Below are 23,786 nucleotides of genomic sequence, written 5' to 3'. Positions count from 1 at the left end.
AACCTTGTCGAACTGTTGAAAACCAAGGAGTTTGCCCCAAAAGCGCCGGTTTGATCCAATTTTCTGACACCTTTTCGAGCAAAATCCTACATTCCACTGCTCCAGCGCAAAGGAGCGGTTATCCTTGCCAGCACTTGTGCGGCTATTCTTTTTTCTACCGCGTGGGAACTTGTCGGGTTCCGTCACTTACTCAAGCAAGAGCCCGGCGATTTCGATCGACCGACAACCACGAATTCATCCTCTGAGACCCCCCACTATGCACGTCAACGCGTCCATCATCCTTGTAGTCGAAGACGACGCCATCGTGCGCATGCTGATTGTCGATGTGCTGGAGGAGCTCGAGTTCAAGGTGCTCGAGGCCGATGGCAGTGAACAGGCGCTGGAGTTTCTCAACGATGAAGATCAGTACATCGATTTGATGATGACAGACGTTGGTTTGCCGGTGATGGACGGCCGTGAACTGGCTACCCAGGCGCGGATGCTGCGCCCTGAGTTGCCGATTTTGTTCGCCAGCGGCTATGCCGAAAGTATTGATGTGCCCGCAGGCATGTCGGTGATCGGCAAACCGTTTTCGATTGATCAGCTGCGCGACAAGGTCAAAGGCATGCTGGCCTGAGACTGTTGACTGGGCATCTTGGCCCCACCACTTTTCTGCGTAAACCGACGCAAGGCTGCATTTTTCGGCGTTTTTGGGCTCTGACCTGTCAACTCTGACAGTAGAAAAGGTCGCCCGCCTGGCGTTTGATTGGACCGGTAATTCCCACTCATAAGGAGCCGAGTCCATGCCGAGTCGAACCGAACGCTACGCACGTTATTTGAAGATCAGCGGATTATTGCTGATGCTCACCGCCGGATATGGTTGCCGATCAGCCTCTTCCGACAATCCCCAACACTGCTTTGAACAGAGCGGACAGGCGTTCAGCGAAGTATTGAGCTGCTATCGCAAAGCCGAAGCGACGCAACCGCTGCGCTACATCAGTAAGGGACAAGAGCAACAGCCCGGCGTCAACATCCGGCGCTTCGAGCTGACGTCACAGTCCTGGGGCCAGGGCGGTCAAGTCGCCCCGGCAAACTGGACCCATGGAGTCGACCTGTACATTCCCGACAACGTCAAGGGTACGCGTGCCGTGCTGGTCGCCAACGATGGCGTCAACAACCCTTTGCCCGGTGAGTCTCCGGGAGCACCCAACAACTTTTCGCCGCAAACACTGCTCAACATTGCCCGGCAAACCGGTTTGATCGTAGTGGCCGTCAGCAATGTCCCTAACCAGTATTTGACCTACAGCGATGACGGCGTGCCTCGGACAGAAGATGGCAGCGTTGCCCACAGCTGGAAGCTATTCATGCAGGCCCCGGAACAACAGCCCTTTATGTCGCTGCATGTGCCGATGATGGAAGCGCTGGTCAAGGCCATGGACCTGGCGCAAAAGGAAACGCCGCCAGGCCAGGTCGTGAGCTTTCTTGCCACCGGCGCGTCGAAACGCGGTTGGGCGGTATGGCTGTCCGCCCTTGCGGACTCGCGCGTCGATAGCATCGTGCCGTTTGTCATCGACGTCTTGAATACGGACAAAGTGTTCGACCAGACGTTTCTGGCCTACGGCGGTAACTGGCCCCTGGCGTACATCGACTACTACTTGCAAGGCGTGATCGCCCAACGCAAGAGCGAGCCGTTCAAGAAGCTGATGCAGGTCGAAGATCCGATGACCTATCGGAATCTGTCCGGCTACATCGACCGCTTGAAGATCCCGAAATACATGGTCAACGCCAGTGGCGATGACTTCTTCATCCCGGATGCTTCACGCCAGTATTTTCCAGACCTGCCGGGTGACAACACACTTCGGGTCATTCCCAATTCCGCCCACGATGTGCGGGCGTTTGTTGAAGCGAACCTGATTCCTTATATCAAGCGGCGGCAGACCGGCAATACCGCACCGAGGTTAAAGGCACAGGAACAGCGCCTGGACGCCACATCGACCAAGTTGCACCTGACCTTGTCCGAAATGCCGATCAGGATGACCCAGTGGACAGCGCTCAACCCGAAGGCCCGGGACTTCCGGTACAACTGCGGCGTGCGCTACACCGCAGCAAAGTTGCCGGCCTCAATGGACGTCCAGACGACTCTCCGTGCTCCCAAGGTGGGTTGGAGCGCCGAGTTCTTCGAAGCTGAGTACGCGGACGGTGTTGTCGAAACGACAATGGTCAAGGTGCTTCCGGATACATATCCGAATCAGGCACCACCCGCCGATGAGGCATATTGCAAAACGCTACCCGCCACCCCGGGCCAGTAAATCAAGACACGACAATTTCACTCTTTTGCTCTGTGGGGTTGTCGTGTTTCCTTGACTGTTCTCGGTCATCCACTTTCTTGCGCCTGACGCCGGAGCGTTCAGTTCAGTACCACGCCCTACCCGATTACCCGTCTCAAGGATACCGATGACCCAGCCCCGCTGGAGGAACTCGAATTCAAGGTGCTCGAGGCCGATTTCTCGCGAACGCCTGACCTGGACGGTGAACCGACTCAGGAATTCTGACGTTTACGTTTGGCTTCCTGCCGCTCCCTGAAAGCGATAATGTCATTGATGTCGACTTTTGCGGTCGTCGGTCGTGAGGCGGTCGTAGTTGTGTCTGGCGCAGCGGGCGATGTTTCGATATCAGCCACGCCTTCATTGCCAAAGTCCACACCGGCCAACTCGGAACCAACGCCTACCCCTTGACCGACTTTTTTCCCTGTATCTCGCCCAAACCCGTCCAGCGGACTGACACCGCTCGCTTTAATTGCCCGTTCGATGGCTTTTGGATTGGGAATGAATCTCCCTGTAGGGTCATAGGCGCCGAGAATCAACCCGGGTGGCAGATCGACTGCGTAGTTGATCTCCAGTGGGGGTAGCTGTTTCAACCCGGAGTTGGGACGAAATGCCAGCTCGGTATTGGCATACAAATGAAACCCCTCTAACTGGCGAGCATCAATAAAATAGGTATACCCGCCTTTTTGACCGCCATACACAAATGCGCCCGCACCGTCTTTTTTGTAGAACGCTGAAGTCGATATACCGGCACCGTCAAGGTCCAGAGCGTCATGGGCACCTCCATAACCGCCCTTGAAGCCATTGACCTGATTGATGTCCTTGATCGGGGTCCGTTGCGTGAAGCCCTTTTCGAAGACAACCAATGGGTCTCGCGTGTCGCCACGGAACACGAACCCCTGATAAACGTAACCTTTTTCCGGCCCCGAAAGCCTGATGACATGTGAGTCTGTCGCGAGTTTTTGAGCCACATTAGGGCCGCCCGTCAACTCCGACAGGTAACCGGCGACAACCAGTCCCTGACCTGCCCCGGGTATTTCTTTGCCGGTAGTGCTTGCCAGTTGATGGCTGATACTGCCTGCCGGCCTGCGTACCAATGAAGGTCTATTTGAGCGCTTGAGCGCCTCGAGCACTCTTTGGCTGATTCTTTTCTTCGCGGCGATAGACAGGGCTTTACCGAGGAGTTTTTCGCCAATCGGTCCAGCCAGTTCAGCCAAAGCACCGATCGCTGCACTGATCCTCAAACGGTCAGCCTCTGCTGGGTCGTCCGACAGCTCGGCTCGAATCAGATCGGTTGCAGAAGCCCCCAGACCCAGAAGGAAAGGAATCAACATCCTGATCGGCGCGGACGCCAATGCACCGGCTCCACCGTAGGGTAGCGAAACGGCGAACGCCACGCATTGCAGCAGATAGCCAGCCGCCTCCAGGGCTATATCGGTCACGCGTTCCGAGTGTGTCGAGACCAATGTATCGATATCCGCCAAAGCCCGTTTGATCTGTTGATCGAAGAGGTCTTTGCCGATGTCTGTACTCGACTGAAATACAACTTCCCGATAATTAGGGCGCGTTGCGAAAAGAGGAAACTCCTTCCCTCGGTACTTGAAATCCTGAACATAAGGCTTCTGTTGCGCACTCAATGGGACACGCATTAACAACAATTTCTGCAGTTGCGAGTTTTTTTCTAAAAAACGGCCTCGCTCGTCATGTCCTGCGGGAAATTCTATTGCGTAGTCCTGCGCACCAAGAAAGAACAATATCCCTCGACCAAGATTACTGCGCCCAATGAAAATCGCATTATCAACCGCTAGATCCGGATCGCTGTGCAAGTTCAGAGTCCGTGGCGGAATGATGCCTTTGAGGTACTCAAAGGCAATAATCCGATTCTCCATGGAGTTCTTATCACTCTGGATGTAGTTAACCACTAGTTTGTTGAGTGCAGTTTTTTTAACCAGGTTTCCAAAGGCATGTGCTGCCGGATGTTGCAGATTATCAGCGACGTGCTGCCGAAAGTCGGCTTGATAGTCCGCATCGGTAAACGTTTTAACGAGCTCGGCAGGATAATACGACGGCCACTTTACTTCCTTGTAACCTATATCCTTCAGGACGCGATGATGGTAATCCGTGCAGATTTCCGCCAGCGTAAATGTTTTTTCCTTCCAGTCTACAGGGGTTTTTTCAGCGCTCTGCGAGTCGCTACGCTTAACCGGCCCAGGTTCAACATATACAACCCGAATTTTCGCATCGTACGTAATCCACGAAAGAAGCTTTGGGTCCGATACAAACTCAAACACCGTCTCTTCAATGCGACGCTGAATAAAGTAGGCAGGATCGAAACTTGCGGGATCGGTAGCATTTACACATCCGTCGAGTATTTCACTGCTCAACTCTTTTATATTCACACCCTCAAACACTTCTTCGTCGGGCGCCGGCCACTGAACTGTCTTCGTTCTGGCCAAGCGTGGCACGGGCTCGATTTCCGCAAACTCGTCTAGCGGATCCAGCAACCACAGCAACGAATATTCCCCTTCAGATTTTTCATTGACACTTATAGAACTCATCATCAATACAACTCCATACTCATCATTGAGGCCAAGAGCCAATCACTCTTTCCCCTCATAAAAATAGAGAGTGCACCGTATAGAACTCAACGCAAATTTAGAACACCTTAGTTGTTAACAACCATTGCCAGAACATATAAATTACTTAAGGCAAACCGAAATAAGACGCGAGCATGACAATGTGTGGACACCTACCCTTCAAATAATGGGCTTAGTTCAGAACACGTCACAATGCTAACGGGATGAAAAATAGTGCAGTCGACTGTGGTTTAATCTCATCTTGCTTACCTTCAACCCTCTGTTCGTATCAAGGAACGTCTCTCATGACTCAGCCTCGCGCAACCAAAGTCCTGGTCATTGGCTACGTCTGGCCCGAGCCCCGCTCTTCAGCGGCCAGCGGGCACATGATGCAAATTCTCGAGACCTTCTTGCAGCGAGGCTGGGACATTACTTTCAGTAGCCCGGCCGGCACCGGTGAACACCGGGCAGACCTGACGGTCCTGGGCATTCGCGAAGTCCCGATCGAATTGAACAACAGCAGTTTCGACACGTTCATCAGCGAACTGGCCCCGGATATCGTTCTGTTCGATCAGTTCATGATGGAAGAACAGTTCGGCTGGCGCGTTGAAAAACACTGCCCCGCTGCTTTACGCGTGCTTGAGACCTCTGATCTGCGAAGCCTGCGAGATGCCCGCCATCAACGCCTCAAGGAGCGTTTGAAGGCCAGTGACGACGCCAATGATTTCACCGATTTGTTCGCGCCGGCGTTACGTGAAGAGTTCGAACTCATGGCCGAGACCGATCTGGCTAAACGGGAAATCGCAGCGATTTATCGTTGCGACTTGAATCTGATGATTTCAGAAGTAGAGATCGAGTTGCTGGTCGAGCAATTCAAGCTGCCGCGCCACTTGCTGCATTGGTGCCCGCTGATGGTCGATCTACCGAGCGTGCCACCGGTTTCGTTTGAAGACCGCGCGCACTTTCTCAGCATCGGCAACTTCCGTCATGCGCCCAACTGGGATGCGGTTCTCTGGATGAAAACCACTGTCTGGCCGCTGATCCGCCAACAACTGCCAACGGCTCAATTGCACATTTACGGTGCTTACACACCGCCCAAAGCGACTGCGTTGCATAACCCCGGCCAGGGTTTTCATGTAATGAACTGGGCGGAAGATGCGTTAAAAGTCATGTCTGGCGCACGGATTTGTCTGGCCCCCCTACGCTTCGGTGCCGGCATCAAAGGCAAAATTGTCGACGCCATGTTGTGTGGCACGCCCACGATCACAACGCCAATCGGCGCAGAAGCGATGCATGGCGAACATCTCTGGCCGGGGGCCGTGACCCGCACAGCACAGGCGTTCGCCGATTGCGCGGTTCGGCTGTACAAGGACGAGGGTCTGTGGACGGACGCCCAATTCCAAGGGAAGGCATTGCTGGCCGATCGTTATCGACAATCGGAGCATGGTCCGGCGCTGATCGAAAAGTTATTGTATTGCCAACAACACTTGGCACAACTTAGAAGCGATAACTTTACGGGAAGCATGTTGCGTCATCACCACCATAAAAGCACGCAATACATGGCGCAATGGATTGAAGCGAAGAATCGAAATCCGTTATAGCGCTTACTCCAATAACAAACATTTTGCATTATCACTGTTATTGACCAAGCCTAATGCCACCCCTATAAATACCCAGTCGAACGTTAACTTTACCAGTTAAGTTCGGCGCAACTACCCACCCTTAAAAAATCAATGCAAGGATGCATTAAATGGACAACGTCGTTCAGAATAATTACACACTTAACAACTGGATGGCCGCTACTCCGGCAATTGATACATTGTCGCTCTGCGAATTGACGCTGCCAGGCACTCATAACGCGGGCAGCGATTGGAAAGCATCCTGGCCGCTGATTCCAGGCGCCCACTGGCTGGCCTGTCAGCACCAATCGTTTTATGCCCAGATGAACCACGGATCTCGAGCGCTAGACATCCGTTTAATGTACGACGCCGACGCGCTGGGACCCGGAAAATACTGCATTCATCACAACGGTTACCGTAATGGTCGTACCGTGGGGAACCTTCTATTCGACGTTGAAAAATTTCTTCGAGAGAACCCCAACGAATTCATCATCCTGGACTTTCATGAACTGAAGGGGGACCAGTTTGATTTCGCTTACTTCAACAGCTTGATGGAGCTCCTCGTCGGCGATCGCATAATCCCCACCAAAAACCGGTCTCTGAGTCTTCGTCAACTCAAACAAATCAGCTCTATGCAAAGAATTTTGGTCGCGGCCCCTTGGAACAGTGCACTCGATCAAAACGTATTTAACGAGCAGATCGGGCACAAATGGTCAGGCAGCGGCATCACCGATGCCGCTGATTTGAAACAGCACATTATTAATGTGCTGAAATACCCGCCGGGCACATGGGCACCGTGGTCGCTTTCCGCCACCAGTTACAGTGCTCTCGGTGGCCCCGTGGATATTCATGACGAGCTTAATTCCTGGTTCGATCCGAAGAAAAGCGACTGGGCGTCAAAGTGCAACATCATCAATGTCGATTTTATTGAAGAATCCAACATTGTCTCTTATTGCCGAACTGTAAACCTGACGAAAGCGAGCAAGCGAAATTAACAATTTTCGCGCCATCAAATAGCTATTCTTGTGTAAGTGTTTCCGACGCTGGCAATACTGCCACGCACTTCTATGCTGGGTCATGAAAGCCTTTTGTCTCAGGCGAGTGATACGGATGTGGCACCCAGCCACATCCGACACATGAACTTCTTCTCCCCACGGATGGGGCGAATCAACGACAAGGAACTGTCATGACCCGCAATACAGCAACCACACTCAACAAACAGAGATGGATGAGCAACGTACTGGATATCGGCCAGTTGAAGCTGACCGATATTGTCTGGCCCGGCACGCACAACGCCGGCATGGACAAAAAAGCGCCCAACTATGAGGTGGTGGTCGGCAACTGGACAACGTGCCAGAACGACTCATTTGCCTGGCAACTGGCCAACGGCGCACGGGCGTTCGATATCCGGCTTGGCTGTACCGCCGGCCCGGTAGTACCGGTGTTCTACTTCCATCACAACGGCTATCAGTCCCACCGCATTCTTGATGAACTGATCGACGCGGTGACGATATTCCTCGACCGAAACCCGGACGAATTCATCGTCCTCGACTTCCACCAGTTAGGGGATGCAGCGAAGCCTTTCGACTACCGACAATTCAATGATTTACTGATACGCCGCCTGGGCTCGCGTTTGATCCGTCCTTCGGATGCGCGCAGTACCGTGGAACAGCTCACGCGCGCCAGTTCGCAGCGCCGCATTGTTATGGCCGCACAGACGAAGCCCGGACTCGACAGTGAGTATTTCTGGCCGCATGTGCCTCACAAATGGAACGGCAAGGTATTCACCGACACCAGCGATCTGCAATCGCATATCCAGACAACTCTCTCGGGAGCACCTTACGAAACATTTCTCTGGTCATTGCCAGCGACCTGCTATTCGCTGCTGAGTGGCCCGCAGCACATCAAAAACCAAATCAACGACTGGTTCCACACCACCCGAGATTGGGTGACCCGTTGCAGCATCATCAGCACCGATTTCTTTGATGAGGCGGATATTGTCCGCTACTGCTGGAGCGCCACCAGCATGAAGGCGGTTTACGGACACAGGCTGCATGAGCCGACATAAGCGAAAGTCGTGGCAGGCTGGCACAGCAAGCGCCAAAAGAGGCATGATCGGATAGCGATAACAAGAAAAGCGTCCTGACATGACCCGAACAGCCCGCGTAACAGACCCCTCCTACGAACTGATGGACGACCATAACGGGTTGTCCATCATCTATCGCCAGCACGGTTTTCCTTGCCCGTTGGTACGCTGGCATTTTCACAAGGAGTACGAACTGCACCTGATCGTCGCCAGCTCCGGCAAAGTGTTCATCGGTGACTACATCGGTAACTTCTATCCAGAATCGCTATTCCTCACCGGCCCCAACCTTCCCCACAACTGGATAAGCCAGGTGGCCGAAGACGAAGTGGTGCCCAAGCGCGACATGCTGGTCAATTTCACGGACGAGTTGTTCGACAGCGGCCACTTGGTGTTTACCGAGCTCAAAACGCTGGCGCCGCTGTTGGAGCGCGCCCAGTACGGCATCGAGTTTCGCTGCAAGCGCACCATTCGCCAGGCCATGACGTTGATGCAGCGCATCGCCGACACCAAAGGCGTGACACGCCTCGGGCACTTTTTCATTCTGCTGGAGTTGCTGGCGACCTCTGACGACTATCAGCTGCTGTCCGGGGCCACGACCCCGCAATTGGCCGACGAGCACAATATCGATCGCACCAACCGGGCGGTGGATTACATCTTTGCGCATTACGCCCGTGAACTGCCGCTGGAGGAAGTCGCCGAGCACTTGGGCATGAAGCCGACTTATTTCAGCCGAGTGTTCAAGCAAGCCACCGGCCGCTGCTTCATCGAATTCGTCAATCGACTGCGCATCAGCAAATCCTGTGAGCTGCTGGCCGACGGTGACAAACCGATAACCGATGTGTGTTTCGAATCGGGCTTCAACAATATTTCCAACTTCAATCGGCGTTTTCAGCAACTCAAGGGCATGACGCCGTCGCACTACCGGCGATTGGCCGTGCAGCGGTTGACCGAGCAGAACCTGGGTTAAACGCCTGAAAACCTGTACGGAATCCATAGGGTCTAACCGCTAAAAAGCCGTTCCCTGCACCTCTCCCTCCAAACACCAGTGCAAAATAGTATCAATCTAAGTGCGATGGATGATTTGTCACGTCGTCAATTGAAGGCTGTAATCAGTGCACATTCTTCCTGCCGTCGGAAGACACAAAAACAATAACTGTCCTTCTGTACCCGCCGGGTGCAGAAAAGGAGTGCACGATGCAACCTTCTGTAAAAGCTCTGCTTGCCCTCACCTGCATGACCCTCAGCAGCGTCAGCCTCGGCGCCCAGACCCTGACCATCGCCACCGTCAACAACAGCGACATGATCCGCATGCAAAAACTCTCGAAAACCTTCGAGGCCGAGCATCCGGACATCAAGCTCAATTGGGTGGTGCTGGAAGAAAATGTCCTGCGCCAACGCCTGACCACCGACATCGCCACTCAGGGCGGACAGTTCGATGTGCTGACCATTGGCATGTACGAAGCCGCACTCTGGGGCGCCAAAGGCTGGCTGGAGCCGATGAAGGACTTGCCGGCCAGTTATGCCCTCGACGACGTGTTCCCATCGGTGCGTGAAGGCCTGTCGGTCAAGGGTTCGCTGTATGCCTTGCCCTTCTACGCCGAAAGCTCCATCACCTATTACCGCACCGATCTGTTCAAGGAAGCCGGGCTGGCCATGCCCGAGCACCCGACCTGGACCCAGATCAGCGAATTCGCCAGCAAACTCACCAATAAGGATAAAGAACAGTACGGCATCTGCCTGCGCGGCAAGGCCGGTTGGGGCGAGAACATGGCGCTGATCACCACCGTCGCCAATGCCTATGGTGCGCGCTGGTTCGATGAGCAGTGGAAACCGGAATTCACCGGCCCCGAGTGGAAAAACGCGCTGAACTTCTACGTCGACACCATGAAGAAATCCGGCCCGCCGGGTGCGTCGAGCAACGGTTTCAACGAAAACCTCGCGCTGTTCAACAGCGGCAAATGTGCGATCTGGGTCGATGCCAGCGTCGCCGGCTCCTTCGTCACCGACAAAACCCAAAGCAAGGTCAGCGACCACGTCGGCTTCACCTACGCTCCGCACGAAACCACGGACAAGGGCTCGGCCTGGTTGTATTCCTGGGCGCTGGCAATTCCGACCAGTTCCAAGGCCAAGGACGCCGCGAAAACCTTCAGCGCCTGGGCCACTTCCAAGGAATACGGTGCTTTGGTTGCCGAGAAAGACGGCATTGCCAACGTGCCGCCAGGTACTCGCGCTTCGACGTACAGCGATGAGTACATGAAGGCTGCGCCGTTCGCCAAAGTGACCCTTGAATCGCTGAAAGCCGCGGACCCGAGCAAGCCGACCCTCAAGCCCGTGCCGTATATCGGCATCCAGTTGGTGACCATTCCTGAATTCCAGGCCGTGGGCACCCAGGTCGGCAAACTGTTCTCGGCGGCACTGATCGGCCAGACCACGGTCGACCAGGCCCTGACCGCCGCCCAGTCAACCACCGAACGGGAAATGAAGCGCGCCGGTTACCCCAAGTAACCCGCCATTTCAATGTGGGAGCGAGCCTGCTCGCGAAGAGGTCGGTACATCCGATGCATCTCTGGCGACTGGAACACCGCTTTCGCGAGCAGGCTCGCTCCCACAGTTGTTCTTCATTTGTCTGTTCCTTATCGGTTCTATCGCCATGAATATTTCAACTGCCAAAGCTCACATGGACATTCCCCAACCGGTGCGTAAAAGCCGGTTGGCCAACCCCGGCTGGTTCTTGGTCAGCCCCTCGGTGGCGTTGTTGCTGCTGTGGATGATCGTGCCGCTGGGCATGACCGTTTACTTCTCATTGATCCGCTACAACCTGCTCTACCCCGGTGAGAACGAGTTCGTCGGGCTGGAGAACTTCAGCTACTTCCTCAGCGACTCGGGTTTCCTGCCCGGCGCCACCAACACCTTGTTGCTGGTCGGCAGCGTGCTGCTGATCAGCGTGGTGTTTGGCGTGTTGATCAGTGCGCTGCTGGAGGCCAGTGAGTTTCTCGGTCGCGGCATCGTGCGGGTGATGCTGATCTCGCCGTTTTTCATCATGCCCACCGTCGGTGCGCTGATCTGGAAGAACCTGATTTTCCATCCGGTATCGGGGATTCTCGCCTACGTCTGGAAGCTGTTCGGCGCGCAGCCGGTGGACTGGCTGGCGCACTACCCGCTGCTGTCGATCATCATCATTGTGTCCTGGCAATGGCTGCCGTTCGCGATCCTGATCCTGATGACCGCCATGCAGTCCCTCGACCAGGAACAGAAGGAAGCCGCGCGCCTCGACGGTGCCGGGCCGATCGCGATTTTCTGGCACCTGACCTTGCCGCACCTGGCACGGCCGATTGCCGTCGTGGTGATGATCGAAACCATCTTCCTGCTCTCGGTGTTCGCCGAAATCTTCACCACCACCAACGGCGGCCCCGGCTACGCCTCGACCAATCTCGCCTACCTGATCTACAACCAGGCGCTGGTGCAGTTCGACGTCGGCATGGCGTCCGCCGGTGGCTTGATCGCGGTGGTGATCGCCAACATCGCAGCCATCGTGCTGGTGCGCATGATCGGCAAAAACCTGACAGACAAAGCCTGAGGCCTGCGCCATGACCCTTCAACAATCCCGCCGTCTGCAAAGCCTGCTGCTCGGCACCCTGGCCTGGGCCATCGCGATCCTGATCTTTTTTCCGATCTTCTGGATGGTGCTGACCAGTTTCAAAACCGAAATCGATGCCTTCGCCACGCCGCCGCAGTTCATCTTCACGCCCACGCTGGAGAACTACCTGCACATCAACGAGCGCAGCGATTACTTCAGCTTCGCCTGGAACTCAGTGGTGATTTCCTTCAGCGCTACAGCGCTGTGCCTGCTGATCGCGGTGCCGGCGGCGTACTCGATGGCGTTCTACGAAACCCAACGTACCAAAGGCACGCTGCTGTGGATGCTCTCCACCAAGATGCTGCCACCGGTGGGCGTGCTGATGCCGATCTACCTGCTGGCCAAGAGTTTCGGCCTGCTCGATACGCGGATCGCGCTGATCGTGATCTACACGCTGATCAACCTGCCGATCGTGGTCTGGATGATTTACACCTACTTCAAAGACATCCCCAAGGACATCCTCGAAGCCGCGCGCCTCGACGGCGCCACGCTGTGGCAGGAAATGGTCCGGGTGCTGTTGCCGATCGCCAAGGGCGGGCTGGCGTCCACGGTGCTGTTGTCGCTGATCCTGTGCTGGAACGAAGCGTTCTGGTCCTTGAACCTGACTTCGTCGAAAGCCGCGCCGTTGACCGCATTGATCGCCTCCTACTCAAGTCCCGAAGGTCTGTTCTGGGCCAAGTTGTCGGCGGTGTCGACCCTGGCCTGCGCGCCGATCCTGATCTTCGGCTGGATCAGCCAGAAACAATTGGTCCGCGGCCTGTCGTTCGGCGCCGTGAAATGAAGATCGCCGACTCAACGCGATCCACTGTGGGAGCGAGCCTGCTCGCGATGGCGGAGTGTCATTCAACAGTGATGTTGACTGACACGGCCTCATCGCGAGCAGGCTCACTCCCACAAAAAAGCCCGCACGGCTCAACTGAATAACAACACGTGGAGGCCCATCATCATGGCCAACCTGAAAATCAAGAATCTGCAAAAAGGCTTCGAAGGCTTTTCCATCATCAAAGGCATCGACCTGGAAGTGAACGACCGCGAGTTCGTGGTGTTCGTCGGCCCGTCGGGCTGCGGTAAATCCACGTTGCTGCGCCTGATTGCCGGCCTGGAAGAAGTCAGCGGCGGCACCATCGAACTCGATGGCCGCGACATCACCGAAGTCAGCCCGGCCAAGCGCGACCTGGCGATGGTGTTCCAGACCTACGCCCTGTACCCGCACATGAGCGTGCGCAAAAACATGTCGTTTGCCCTCGACCTGGCCGGCGTACCGAAAGCCGAAGTCGAGAAGAAAGTCGGCGAAGCGGCACGCATCCTCGAACTCGGGCCGATGCTCGAACGTAAACCGAAACAATTGTCCGGCGGTCAGCGTCAGCGCGTGGCCATCGGCCGCGCCATTGTGCGCAATCCGAAAATCTTCCTGTTCGACGAACCGCTGTCCAACCTCGACGCCGCCCTGCGCGTACAGATGCGCCTGGAACTGCTGCGCCTGCACAAAGAACTCAAAGCCACGATGATCTACGTGACCCACGACCAGGTCGAAGCCATGACCATGGCCGACAAAGTCGTGGTACTCAATGGCGGCAAAGTCGAACAAGTCGGCTCGCCCCTGGACCTGTATCACCAGCCTGCCAACCTGTTTGTCGCCGGGTTCCTGGGCACGCCGAAAATGGGCTTCCTCAAGGGCAAAGTCACCCGCGTCGAAAGCCAGAGCTGCGAAGTGCTGCTGGACGCCGGCACCCGCATCACGTTGCCGCTGAGCGGCGCCAACCTGAGCGTCGGTGGTGCGGTGACCCTGGGCATTCGCCCGGAACACCTGAATCTCGCGCAAACCGGCGACTGCACCTTGCAGGTCACGGCCGACGTCAGCGAACGCCTGGGCAGCGACACCTTCTGCCACGTGGTGACCTCGTCCGGCGAAGCCTTGACCATGCGCGTTCGCGGCGACCTGGCCAGCCGTTATGGCGAGTCGCTAAGCCTGCATCTGGACGCCGAGCACTGCCATTTATTCGATGCCGACGGTGTGGCGCTGACCCGCCCGTTGCGCGCTGCGGCCTGATTTTAGAGTGCATGTGATGAAACTGAATAAACAGAACCTCAACCGCCTCGCCCCCGAGGTGGTCCTGCCCGCCTACGCCCTGAGCGACACGCGTCAAGGCATCGCGCACATCGGCGTCGGCGGTTTCCACCGCGCCCATCAGGCGTATTACACCGACGCATTGATGAATACCGGCGAAGACCTGGACTGGGCGATTTGCGGCATCGGTCTGCGCACCGAAGACCGTCGCGCCCGGGACGATCTCAAAGAGCAGGGTTACCTCTTCACCCTGTTCGAGTTGGGGGATACCGACGACACCGAAGTTCGGGTCATCGGCGCGATTCGCGACATGCTGCTGGCCGAAGACGGCGCGCAAGCGTTGATCGACAAACTCGCCAGCCCCGAGATCCGTATCGTTTCGCTGACCATTACTGAAGGCGGCTACTGCATCGACGACAGCAACGGCGAGTTCATGGCCCAACTGCCGCAGATCCAGCACGACCTGGCACACCCGAACGCCCCGAAAACCGTGTTCGGTTTTCTCTGCGCCGCGCTGGCCAAACGCCGTGCCGCCGGCACGCCCGCGTTCACCTTGATGTCCTGCGATAACCTGCCGCACAACGGCGCGGTCACTCGCAAAGCGTTACTGGCGTTCGCCGCCCTGCGCGATGCCGAGCTGCGGGACTGGATCGCCACCCACGTGAGTTTCCCCAACGCGATGGTCGACCGCATCACGCCGATGACCAGCACCGAACACAAGCTGCAACTGCACGATAAACACGCTATCGACGATGCCTGGCCGGTGGTCTGCGAACCGTTTGTGCAATGGGTGCTGGAAGACAAGTTCGTCAATGGTCGTCCGGCTTGGGAAAAGGTCGGCGTGCAGTTCACCGACGACGTCACGCCTTATGAAGAGATGAAGATCAAACTGCTCAACGGCAGTCACCTGGCACTCACTTATCTGGGTTTTTTGAAGGGTTACCGCTTCGTTCACGAAACCATGAACGATCCGCTGTTCGTGCGCTACATGCGTGCCTACATGGACCTGGACGTGACCCCGCAACTGTCACCCGTGCCGGGTATTGACCTGACCGAGTACAAAAACACCCTGGAGGCGCGCTTCTCCAATCAGGCGATTGCCGATCAGCTGGAGCGCGTGTGTTCGGACGGTTCGTCGAAGTTTCCGAAGTTCACCGTGCCGACGATCAATCGATTGATTGCTGATGGGCAGGAAACCAAACGGGCGGCATTAGTCGTAGCCGCATGGGCACTGTATTTGAAGGGCGTGGACGAAAATGGCGAGACCTACAGTATTCCTGATCCGCGGGCGGCGTTTTGTCAGGCGTTGGTGGCGGATGATGCGTTGATCACGCAGCGGTTGCTGGCGGTTGAGGAGATTTTTGGTACGGCGATCCCGCATTCGCCGGAATTCGTGGCGGCGTTTGAGTGGTGCTGTAAGAGCTTGCGCGATGTCGGCGTGACAACAACCCTCGAACGAGTACTCGCCAACTGATCGTTCCCACGCTCTGCGTGGGAATGCATCCCGGGATGGGGCATTCATGACAAACCAACATTTATTCCTCGGCATCGACTGCGGCACCCAAGGCACCAAAGCCATCATCATCGACGCCGTCAGCGGTCAGGTGCGCGGCCAGGGCGCCGCCGCCCACACCTTGATCAGTGGCGCCAATGGCCGCCGCGAACAAGACACCTCGCAATGGCTGGAAGCCTTCGCGCTTGCCACCCGCCGTGCATTGCTCGCGGCGAAGGTCGACGGCCAGGACATCCTTGGCATCGGCGTTTCCGGCCAGCAACACGGGCTGGTGCTGCTCGACGATCAGGGCCAGGTGCTGCGGCCGGCCAAACTCTGGTGTGACACCGAATCCACCCCGGAAAACGACCGTCTGCTTGCCCATCTGGGTGGCGAAAAAGGCTCACTGGAACGTCTCGGTGTTGTGATCGCGCCCGGCTACACCGTCTCCAAACTGCTCTGGACCAAAGAACAACACCCGCAGATTTTCGCTCGCATCGCGCGCATCCTGCTTCCCCATGACTACCTCAACTATTGGCTCACCGGCCGCAGTTGCAGCGAGTACGGCGACGCCTCGGGCACCGGCTATTTCAACGTGCGCAGCCGCCAATGGGACTTGCAGCTGCTGCGTGACATCGATGCCACCGGGCGACTGCAAGCCGCGCTGCCGGAGCTGATCGACGCTCATCAAGCGGTCGGCACGGTCCTGCCGAGCATCGCCGAACACCTGGGCATCAACCCGCAGGCGCTGGTCTCCAGCGGCGGTGGCGACAACATGATGGGCGCCATCGGCACCGGCAACATCAAGCCCGGCGCTATCACCATGAGTCTCGGTTCATCGGGGACGGTGTACGCCTATGCCGACCAGCCGAAAGTCAGTCCGGACGCTTGCGTCGCAACGTTCTGCTCCTCCAGCGGTGGCTGGCTGCCGCTGATCTGCACCATGAACCTGACCAACGCGACGGGGGTGATTCGCGAGCTGTTCAAGCTGGATATCGAACAGTTCAACAACCTCGTCGCGCAAGCACCCATCGGTGCCGAAGGCGTGTGCATGCTGCCGTTCCTCAACGGCGAGCGCGTCCCCGCCCTGCCCCATGCCACCGGCAGCTTGCTGGGGTTGACGATGACCAACCTGACTCAGGCCAATCTGTGCCGCGCGGTGGTCGAAGGCACGACCTTCGGTTTGCGTTATGGACTGGACCTGCTGCGCCAGAATGGCTTACAAAGCCGCAGCATCTGCCTGATCGGCGGCGGCTCGAAAAGCCCGGTGTGGCGCCAGATGGTCGCCGACATCATGAACACCCCGGTCATCTGCACCGAACAAAGCGAAGCCGCGGCCCTTGGTGCCGCGATTCAGGCGGCGTGGTGCAAGTCCTGGGAAAACGGGCATGAAGACAGCCTGGAGGATCTATGCGAGCGTTGCGTGAAGCTCGATCCGGCCAGCGAAACCTTGCCGATCGCAGACAATGTGGCGGCCTGTCAGCAGGCCTACGAACGCTATCAACAGCATGTCGCAACCCTTTGAAGAGTGAATAACTATGTACCTGGTGTGTGGCGAAGCGCTGTTCGATTTCTTCAGTGAAGACGATGCCAGCGGCCTGGCTTCAAAAGTGAATTTCAAGGCGATTGCCGGCGGCTCGCCGTTCAACGTGGCGGTGGGTTTGCGCCGTTTGGGCGTGGACGCGGCGCTGTTTGCCGGCCTGTCCACCGACTACCTCGGTCGGCGCTTGCAGCAGGTGTTGCAGGATGAAGGCGTACGCCCGGATTACCTGGTGGATTTCGCCGCGCCTACGACCCTGGCGATGGTGGCCGTCGGTGCCAATGGTTCACCTCATTACAGCTTCCGGGGTGAAGGCTGCGCGGATCGACAACTGAAACTGGAGCATCTGCCGGAACTGGGACCTGAAGTACGCGGCCTGCACATCGGTTCGTTTTCGCTGGTGGTGCAACCGATTGCCGACACGCTGTTGGCATTGGTGCAACGGGAAAGCGGTAAACGCTTGATCAGCCTTGACCCCAACGTGCGGCTCAATCCTGAGCCGAATATCGACCTGTGGCGTTCGCGGGTTGCAACCTTGGTTGAGCTGGCCGACCTGATCAAAGTCAGCGATGAGGATTTGAGCCTGTTGTACCCCGAGCAGGATCCGCAACGGGTGATTGAAGGCTGGCTGCAACATCGTTGTCAGTTGGTGTTTCTGACCCGTGGTGGCGAGGGGGCGACGGTGTTCAGCCGTCTGCATGGCTCCTGGTCGGTGCCGGCGAGTTCAGTGAAAATTGCCGACACCGTGGGCGCTGGCGATACGTTCCAGGCGGCGTTGATTACCTGGCTGACGGAGCAGCAGCTGGATTCGGTTGAGGGCGTGCAATCGCTCGGCCGCGAGCAGATCGACGCCATGCTCAAATTTGCAGTAGAAGCGGCGGCGCTGACGTGCAGCAAGACCGGGCCGGACTTGCCATATCGCCAGCAGCTGTAAATGCGCTGAGGCTGAAGGCCTCTTCGCGAGCAGGCTCGCTCCCACATTGGTCTTGTGATCGACACAAAATTAATGTGGGAGCGAGCCTGCTCGCGAAGGCGGTGTCACTTACACCGCCAGCCTCACTGTCAGAGCACCGAAAAGTTGTAACTCACGATCAACCGGGTCTCATCCACATCCCGGGCAAACTTCTCGTAGTTGGTCCGGTACGTCGCATTGCGCAACCGCAGGCTGACATCCTTGAACGTCCCGCTCTGCACCACGTACTTGAGCTCGCTGTCGCGCTCCCACTCCTTCCCTTCCTGATCACTGCCCAGCACCTTGATATGGTCACCGTTCACATAACGGGTCAGGAAGCTAAGGCCATTAATGCCAATCGCCTTGAAGTCATAGTCATACCGCAACTGCCACGAGCGCTCCTGCGCAGCGGCGAAGTCGTTGACCTGTACATAGTTGACCAGGTACGGATTGGACCCATCCAGATACGGCATCGAATTGTCGCCGTTCATGCGCTGCCAACCTGCGCTGAAAGTGTGGCCGCTGATGGCGTAAGCGAGCATGCCGCTCAGGGCACGGTTGTCGATGGAACCTGCACGAGCGGCGCCGCTGTCGGCACTCTTGAGCAGTCGAAGGTCAGCCTTGAGCACGCCCTCGCCCAACGGTTGGTTGGCAAGCAAACCTAAGAAGTGTTGACGGTAGATGTCTTCCAGCTCGGCGTAATGATACTGGCCGGTCAGACGCTCGTTGATCTTGTAGTCGAAACCGTACATGTCGAAATGATCGGCGGTGACGTTGCAGGCATAACGCTTGTTCTTGCAGTGCACGCGGATGTCCTGGGAATCGGTGGAATCCCGGGCGGTGTACTTGTCCAGCCGCGCCGCCATAAAGGTCAGGTCCTTGACCTCTTTGGACGTGAGCATTGCGCCGTTGAACATTGTCGGCAGCAAACGACCGTCGTTGTACTTGAGCAGCGGCACGTCAGGCAGCAGTGCGCCGTACTTCAATACACTTTGCGAGACGCGCACTTTGGCGGTCAGACCCAGTTTCGCGTATTCGTCTTTCGACCCGCGTGGATCCTGCCCCGTGGACGGCAGCAAACCGCTGTTGCTGCGGTCGGCGCTGGAGTCGAGTTTGAGCCCCAGCATGCCCAAGGCATCGATACCGAAACCGACGGCGCCTTCGGTGTAGCCCGATTGCAGATTGAGAATAAAACCTTGAGCCGACTCTTCACGCTTCGAAGCGCCCTGCTCGGTGGACGTGTGCCCATCACGAAAATCGCGATTGAAATACACCGTACGCGATTCGATTTTCGCCGTGGTGTCGTCGATAAAACCGCTCGCAAAAGCCGACCCGGTAAAACCGGCGCACAGGACTAAAGCGCCGAAGCCGAGTGACTGGCGCGCGGTGATGAGAATAAAGGGGGGACGCATGAAAAAAAGCTCCAACAGTGCAGCGTTTGCGCAAGGCGCAATAAGCCAAAAAAATAGCCTTCGCTCCGGACAAGTAACTTGCCAGGATGAAGTGGACACACAGAAGTGAGCGGCGATGATGGCAGAAGGCTGTTACGGGCTACAGACGACTTTAGTCGGTAAATGACTGTTGGTTTCCTTGAACGAGGCGCTTTAATCCTGCACCATCCGCCCCAGCTTATTCAAAGGACGGAATTAAAGGCATGCTGGACGCGAACGCAACCCATATTTCCCTGACGCTGGAAGGCGTTTCGGTTGACCTTCAGGTACTCAGCTTCGTCGGTCGCGAAACCCTCAATCAGCCGTTCTGTTTCGACATCGAACTGGTCAGCGCGCGCCCCGACCTGACACTCGAAGAGTTGCTGCACAAGCCCGGCTGCCTGACCTTCGGCGCCACCGGCAAAGGCATCATCCACGGCTTGGTGTATCGCATCGAGCAAGGCGACTCCGGCAAAAGCCTGACCCGTTACAGCATCAGCCTGGTGCCGCAACTCGCCTACCTGCGCCACAACCATGACCAGCAGATTTTCCAGCATTTAAGTGTGCCGAAGATCATCGCTCAGGTCCTCGAAGCGCGCGGCATCCTGGCCGACGCCTACAGCTTCCAGCTCGGCGCGATCTACCCGGAACGCGATTACTGCGTGCAGTACGACGAATCCGACCTGCATTTCATTCAGCGCCTGTGCGAAGAAGAAGGCATTCACTTCCACTTCCAGCACAGTGCCAGCGGCCACAAACTGGTGTTCGGCGATGACCAGACGGTGTTCCGCAAACTCGCACCCGTGGCCTACCAGCAAGACTCCGGCATGGCGGCCGAGAAACCGGTGATAAAGCGCTTCAACCTGCGCCTGGAAACCCGCACCACCCGCGTCAGCCGCCGCGATTACGACTTCGAAAAACCGAGCATCCTGCCCGAGGGCTCCGCCAAAAGCGCGTTCGCCCCGGACCTGGAAGACTACGACTACCCCGGCCGCTTCACCGACCGCGAACGCGGCAAGCAACTGGCGACCCGCGCCCTGGAACGCCACCGCAGCGACTACAAACTTGCCGAAGGCAAAGGCGACGAGCCAACCCTGGTCAGCGGCCACTTCCTGGCCCTCAGCGAACACCCGCGCGCCGAGTGGAACGACCTCTGGCTGCTGCTGGAAGTGGTGCACGAAGGCAAACAGCCGCAAGTGCTCGGCGCAAACGTCACCAGCGACGTCACCCAGAACAAAGACGATTTCCACCAGGGCTACCGCAACCGCTTCCTCGCCACCCCGTGGGACGCGCACTTCCGCCCTGCCCTCGAACACCCGAAACCCAAAGTCCTGGGCAGCCAGACCGCCATCGTCACTGGCCCTGCGGGTGAAGAAATCCATTGCGACGAGTACGGCCGCGTCAAAGTCCAGTTCCACTGGGACCGCGAAGGCCAGGCCGACGACAAGACCAGCTGCTGGCTGCGTGTCGCCACCGGCTGGGCCGGAAGCGCCTACGGCGGCATCGCCATCCCGCGCATCGGCATGGAAGTGCTGGTGTCCTTTATGGAAGGCGACCCCGACCAACCACTGATCACCGGCTGCCTGTACCACAAGGAAAACGTCGTCCCGTACGACCTGCCGGCGAACAAAACCCGCAGCACGTTCAAGACCCTCAGCTCACCGGGCGGCAACGGCTACAACGAGTTTCGGATTGAAGACAAGAAAGGCGCGGAACAGATCTACCTGCACGCCCAGCGCGATTGGGATGAAAACATTGAGCATGATCAAAAGATCCGCATCGGCAATGAGCGACACGACACGGTCGAGGCCAATGTTTTAAGCGAGTTCAAGGTTGAAGAACATCGCATCACCCACCTCGACCGCAAGACTGAAACCCGGGCGGATGATCACCTCACCGTTGGCGTGACTCAGCATGTAAAGGTTGGGACGGCGCAGTTTGTTGAGGCGGGTCAGGAGATTCACTACAACGCTGGGGAAAAGGTTGTGGTTGAGGGTGGCATGGAGCTGACGGCCAAGGCTGGTGGGAGTTTTGTGAAGGTGGATGCGGGGGGCGTGACGATCAGTGGCGCCAATGTGAAGGTCAACTCCGGCGGCGGGCCAGGTTCCGGCACCGGAATCGGCATCCTCGCCCCGCTGATTCCAGGTCTCGCCGCCGCTGACATCGCCGGTCACCTGATGAAAGAAGCCAAGTCCAATCCGACCTGGCTGGAATTGAACCTGCACTATGACAACCTTGAGCCCGTGCCGGGCGCGTCCTACCGCGTTGACTTTGCGGACGGTTCGACCCGTGAGGGTGTGCTGGACGATGATGGCTTCGCCCGGTTGGAGGATGTTCCGAAAGGACCGGCCAAGGTGTATTACGGCGAGGATCCGAGGCCATACAACCGTGAAAGCGTAGCGATTGTGCAGAACTCGGACGAAAAGGTTAACGCAGATTTACGCAAGCTCGGCCTGGACCCGGACCAGGTTGATTTACAAGCATTAGTGGAGAAAGCCGCAGGGAGGCTGTCATGAGTGACGAAGCAGTTGAGAGCGCAAACGAAGGTGATGAAGACCGCAGCGCCGCTTACCAAGAGGCCGCGGTAGAACTGGCAAAAGGCATCGCGCTCGGCGCAGTGCCGTTTCTTGGCCAGGCCATCGACGCCTACGACACCATCGAATCCTCTATCGTCCTCTACAACGCAGAGTCGACGGACGGAAAGGAAGACGCACAATTTGACCTGCTGATGGCCGTCATCGGCTGGGTTCCAGGACCGGGTGACGGTCTGAAAAAGAGCCTGCGCATCGTCAACAAAGACCCGCAACGCTACGCCCCGGTGCTGTTCGACCTCCTTCGCTTCGTACTGCAAGAGTGCGGGATCAAAACCAGCCCCGAAGAACTGCTCAAGCAGATCTTCGATGCCGGCAAACTGCGCGGTGAACTCGACGAGATCATCACCGGCGTAAAAGGCTCGTCGACTTTCCAGAGCCTTCCAAACTGGGCAAAAACGTCGGTCGTCACCGTCCTCGCCGCGTCCCGCGACAACATGCCGGCCATGGTGGGGATTGTTGAGAAGCGGCTGGTTAAATGGAAAGGGATGCAGCGCAACAGCTCGGCGGCATCCTCCGGGTCAAGCCACCCGAAAAGAGTGGAAAAGCCTGCAAACAAAGATTCGGCTGTTGCGGCAAAGGGAACCGATGGTGCGAGCGGCACCCATTCCAATAAGGTCGAAGCTTCTAATGTCGGACTTCAGGCTCCTTCCGGCATTTTGAATGAAGGGTTGGGGGTTTGTGGGGAGCATATTGCCGATTACATTTGTGCGGTGGAGTTTGGTTGGGGTAAGGATTGGGATGGGCATGATAAAGGGGCGGATGGGAAGTGGCTTGAGGGGGTGCCGAGTGCGAGTAAGATGGGGAAGCTTTCCGCTGGTGGGAGCCCCAAAGCAAAACACATTCTCTACAAATTGTCTGATGGCGCCAACGGAACGGGGATAGATGCCGTTTGGCGCGCCAATCCAACTAACAATGGAGGCAAACAATTTGCCATTGTTGAGGCCAAGGCTAGCCGCAATGAAGATGCGCCAAAATTCATGCGCAAACCGAACAATACGCGAAAACCTGGAATTGCTTCAACGTTAGGAGTCAATGGTTTAAGCGACCCAAGTGAATTATTAGAACCATTGGAAAGTGATGAGCCCGACATTGCCAGCAGAAAGAAAAATAAAATAAGTACCGGTAAGAACAACCCCACCACTACCAAAAGTAAAACACGCGCACCTAAGAAAAACAAAAGAATAGTCGTTCAAATGAGTAGCCAATGGATCGACGACAACTTGGAAAAATCCGTTCTTGGAAACTCTTTATATATTCAAGTTGGCAGCTCGTATAGTCGACATTTATTTTACACCCCGCTCTATCATGCAAGCCTGAGTCCCAAAGAACATGCAGGATCACGACTAAATAATACCGATGAAAATTCCCACGAAAACCATAAAGCCTTTCATTATGCCGAGCACGAAGTTAAAGCTTTCGTCAACAAACGTAAAAAATCTTTAGCCAAAAAATATGGTGCGTTAGATTCACTTAAGCTGGAGGCATAAAG

17 protein-coding genes are annotated in these 23,786 nt (G+C 56.7%); 15 read left to right on the top strand and 2 right to left on the bottom strand.

Features of this window, described 5'->3' with window-relative positions; genetic code table 11:
• Positions 1 to 256 precede the first annotated feature (256 nt).
• Together AC3IUE_RS15850 and AC3IUE_RS15845 are read left to right on the top strand one after the other, a co-directional pair.
• The gene (locus AC3IUE_RS15850; protein WP_489268647.1) at positions 257 to 616 is read left to right on the top strand and encodes a response regulator; all 360 of its coding nucleotides are present in this window, start codon (positions 257 to 259) and stop codon (positions 614 to 616) included.
• A gap of 166 nt (positions 617 to 782) precedes the next feature.
• Positions 783 to 2,288 (top strand): PhoPQ-activated protein PqaA family protein, encoded by a 1,506-nt coding sequence (locus AC3IUE_RS15845; protein ID WP_489268645.1) that lies wholly within the window; start codon positions 783 to 785, stop codon positions 2,286 to 2,288.
• 230 nt (positions 2,289 to 2,518) lie between these two features.
• Here AC3IUE_RS15845 and AC3IUE_RS15840 read toward each other — a convergent pair whose 3' ends face one another.
• The gene (locus AC3IUE_RS15840; protein ID WP_489268643.1) at positions 2,519 to 4,864 is read right to left on the bottom strand and encodes a hypothetical protein; all 2,346 of its coding nucleotides are present in this window, start codon (positions 4,862 to 4,864) and stop codon (positions 2,519 to 2,521) included.
• A 320-nt stretch (positions 4,865 to 5,184) separates the two neighbouring features.
• On the opposite strand from AC3IUE_RS15840, the gene AC3IUE_RS15835 reads away from it, so the two are divergent.
• From AC3IUE_RS15835 to AC3IUE_RS15785, 11 genes are all read left to right on the top strand, one after another.
• A complete protein-coding gene (locus AC3IUE_RS15835; RefSeq protein ID WP_489268642.1) occupies positions 5,185 to 6,480 on the top strand; it encodes a glycosyltransferase in 1,296 nt (431 codons plus the stop codon).
• 149 nt (positions 6,481 to 6,629) lie between these two features.
• Positions 6,630 to 7,493, top strand: a complete 864-nt coding sequence (locus tag AC3IUE_RS15830; RefSeq protein ID WP_489268641.1) for a phosphatidylinositol-specific phospholipase C domain-containing protein — start codon at positions 6,630 to 6,632, stop codon at positions 7,491 to 7,493.
• A gap of 191 nt (positions 7,494 to 7,684) precedes the next feature.
• Entirely contained in the window at positions 7,685 to 8,566 is an 882-nt protein-coding gene (locus tag AC3IUE_RS15825; RefSeq protein ID WP_489268640.1) for a phosphatidylinositol-specific phospholipase C domain-containing protein, read from the top strand.
• A gap of 79 nt (positions 8,567 to 8,645) precedes the next feature.
• Positions 8,646 to 9,551 (top strand): helix-turn-helix domain-containing protein, encoded by a 906-nt coding sequence (locus tag AC3IUE_RS15820; RefSeq protein ID WP_489268638.1) that lies wholly within the window; start codon positions 8,646 to 8,648, stop codon positions 9,549 to 9,551.
• 227 nt (positions 9,552 to 9,778) lie between these two features.
• Positions 9,779 to 11,089 (top strand): ABC transporter substrate-binding protein, encoded by a 1,311-nt coding sequence (locus tag AC3IUE_RS15815; RefSeq protein WP_489268637.1) that lies wholly within the window; start codon positions 9,779 to 9,781, stop codon positions 11,087 to 11,089.
• 145 nt (positions 11,090 to 11,234) lie between these two features.
• Entirely contained in the window at positions 11,235 to 12,161 is a 927-nt protein-coding gene (locus AC3IUE_RS15810) for a carbohydrate ABC transporter permease (protein ID WP_046055095.1), read from the top strand.
• Positions 12,162 to 12,171: 10 nt separating this feature from the next.
• The gene (locus AC3IUE_RS15805; protein ID WP_007936731.1) at positions 12,172 to 13,002 is read left to right on the top strand and encodes a carbohydrate ABC transporter permease; all 831 of its coding nucleotides are present in this window, start codon (positions 12,172 to 12,174) and stop codon (positions 13,000 to 13,002) included.
• Positions 13,003 to 13,167: 165 nt separating this feature from the next.
• Entirely contained in the window at positions 13,168 to 14,271 is a 1,104-nt protein-coding gene (locus tag AC3IUE_RS15800; protein ID WP_140678725.1) for an ABC transporter ATP-binding protein, read from the top strand.
• Between the two features lie 16 nt (positions 14,272 to 14,287).
• Positions 14,288 to 15,763: a mannitol dehydrogenase family protein gene (locus tag AC3IUE_RS15795; RefSeq protein WP_489268636.1), complete on the top strand. Its 1,476-nt coding sequence runs from the start codon at positions 14,288 to 14,290 to the stop codon at positions 15,761 to 15,763.
• A gap of 46 nt (positions 15,764 to 15,809) precedes the next feature.
• A complete protein-coding gene (xylB, locus tag AC3IUE_RS15790) occupies positions 15,810 to 17,306 on the top strand; it encodes a xylulokinase (RefSeq protein WP_489268635.1) in 1,497 nt (498 codons plus the stop codon).
• A gap of 13 nt (positions 17,307 to 17,319) precedes the next feature.
• Complete coding sequence (locus tag AC3IUE_RS15785; RefSeq protein ID WP_489268634.1) at positions 17,320 to 18,255, top strand: carbohydrate kinase family protein; 936 nt, start codon at positions 17,320 to 17,322, stop codon at positions 18,253 to 18,255.
• Between the two features lie 128 nt (positions 18,256 to 18,383).
• On the opposite strand, the gene AC3IUE_RS15780 is transcribed toward AC3IUE_RS15785, so the two are convergent.
• On the bottom strand, positions 18,384 to 19,685 hold the full coding sequence (locus AC3IUE_RS15780; protein ID WP_489268633.1) for an OprD family porin: 1,302 nt from the start codon (positions 19,683 to 19,685) through the stop codon (positions 18,384 to 18,386).
• A 242-nt stretch (positions 19,686 to 19,927) separates the two neighbouring features.
• Here AC3IUE_RS15780 and AC3IUE_RS15775 point away from each other — a divergent pair, with 242 nt between their 5' ends.
• Both AC3IUE_RS15775 and AC3IUE_RS15770 read left to right on the top strand, forming a co-directional pair.
• Complete coding sequence (locus AC3IUE_RS15775; RefSeq protein WP_489268631.1) at positions 19,928 to 22,219, top strand: type VI secretion system Vgr family protein; 2,292 nt, start codon at positions 19,928 to 19,930, stop codon at positions 22,217 to 22,219.
• Entirely contained in the window at positions 22,216 to 23,784 is a 1,569-nt protein-coding gene (locus AC3IUE_RS15770; RefSeq protein WP_489268630.1) for a hypothetical protein, read from the top strand. Before AC3IUE_RS15775 ends, AC3IUE_RS15770 begins: the two co-directional genes overlap by 4 nt.
• The last annotated feature ends 2 nt before the right edge of the window (positions 23,785 to 23,786 follow it).

It is taken from the genome of Pseudomonas sp. GL_093 (assembly GCF_057837605.1).
Note: the sequence above shows the minus strand (reverse complement) of the source record. Positions and strands in the feature narration are given on the sequence as shown.

Excerpts from the sequence above, each read along its gene's own strand:
- AC3IUE_RS15850 (WP_489268647.1), top strand. The coding sequence starts at position 257 with ATGCACGTCAACGCGTCCATCATCCTTGTAGTCGAAGACGACGCCATC.
- AC3IUE_RS15845 (WP_489268645.1), top strand. The coding sequence starts at position 783 with ATGCCGAGTCGAACCGAACGCTACGCACGTTATTTGAAGATCAGCGGA.
- AC3IUE_RS15840 (WP_489268643.1), bottom strand. The coding sequence starts at position 4,864 with ATGATGAGTTCTATAAGTGTCAATGAAAAATCTGAAGGGGAATATTCG.
- AC3IUE_RS15835 (WP_489268642.1), top strand. The coding sequence starts at position 5,185 with ATGACTCAGCCTCGCGCAACCAAAGTCCTGGTCATTGGCTACGTCTGG.
- AC3IUE_RS15830 (WP_489268641.1), top strand. The coding sequence starts at position 6,630 with ATGGACAACGTCGTTCAGAATAATTACACACTTAACAACTGGATGGCC.
- AC3IUE_RS15825 (WP_489268640.1), top strand. The coding sequence starts at position 7,685 with ATGACCCGCAATACAGCAACCACACTCAACAAACAGAGATGGATGAGC.
- AC3IUE_RS15820 (WP_489268638.1), top strand. The coding sequence starts at position 8,646 with ATGACCCGAACAGCCCGCGTAACAGACCCCTCCTACGAACTGATGGAC.
- AC3IUE_RS15815 (WP_489268637.1), top strand. The coding sequence starts at position 9,779 with ATGCAACCTTCTGTAAAAGCTCTGCTTGCCCTCACCTGCATGACCCTC.
- AC3IUE_RS15810 (WP_046055095.1), top strand. The coding sequence starts at position 11,235 with ATGAATATTTCAACTGCCAAAGCTCACATGGACATTCCCCAACCGGTG.
- AC3IUE_RS15805 (WP_007936731.1), top strand. The coding sequence starts at position 12,172 with ATGACCCTTCAACAATCCCGCCGTCTGCAAAGCCTGCTGCTCGGCACC.
- AC3IUE_RS15800 (WP_140678725.1), top strand. The coding sequence starts at position 13,168 with ATGGCCAACCTGAAAATCAAGAATCTGCAAAAAGGCTTCGAAGGCTTT.
- AC3IUE_RS15795 (WP_489268636.1), top strand. The coding sequence starts at position 14,288 with ATGAAACTGAATAAACAGAACCTCAACCGCCTCGCCCCCGAGGTGGTC.
- xylB (WP_489268635.1), top strand. The coding sequence starts at position 15,810 with ATGACAAACCAACATTTATTCCTCGGCATCGACTGCGGCACCCAAGGC.
- AC3IUE_RS15785 (WP_489268634.1), top strand. The coding sequence starts at position 17,320 with ATGTACCTGGTGTGTGGCGAAGCGCTGTTCGATTTCTTCAGTGAAGAC.
- AC3IUE_RS15780 (WP_489268633.1), bottom strand. The coding sequence starts at position 19,685 with ATGCGTCCCCCCTTTATTCTCATCACCGCGCGCCAGTCACTCGGCTTC.
- AC3IUE_RS15775 (WP_489268631.1), top strand. The coding sequence starts at position 19,928 with ATGCTGGACGCGAACGCAACCCATATTTCCCTGACGCTGGAAGGCGTT.
- AC3IUE_RS15770 (WP_489268630.1), top strand. The coding sequence starts at position 22,216 with ATGAGTGACGAAGCAGTTGAGAGCGCAAACGAAGGTGATGAAGACCGC.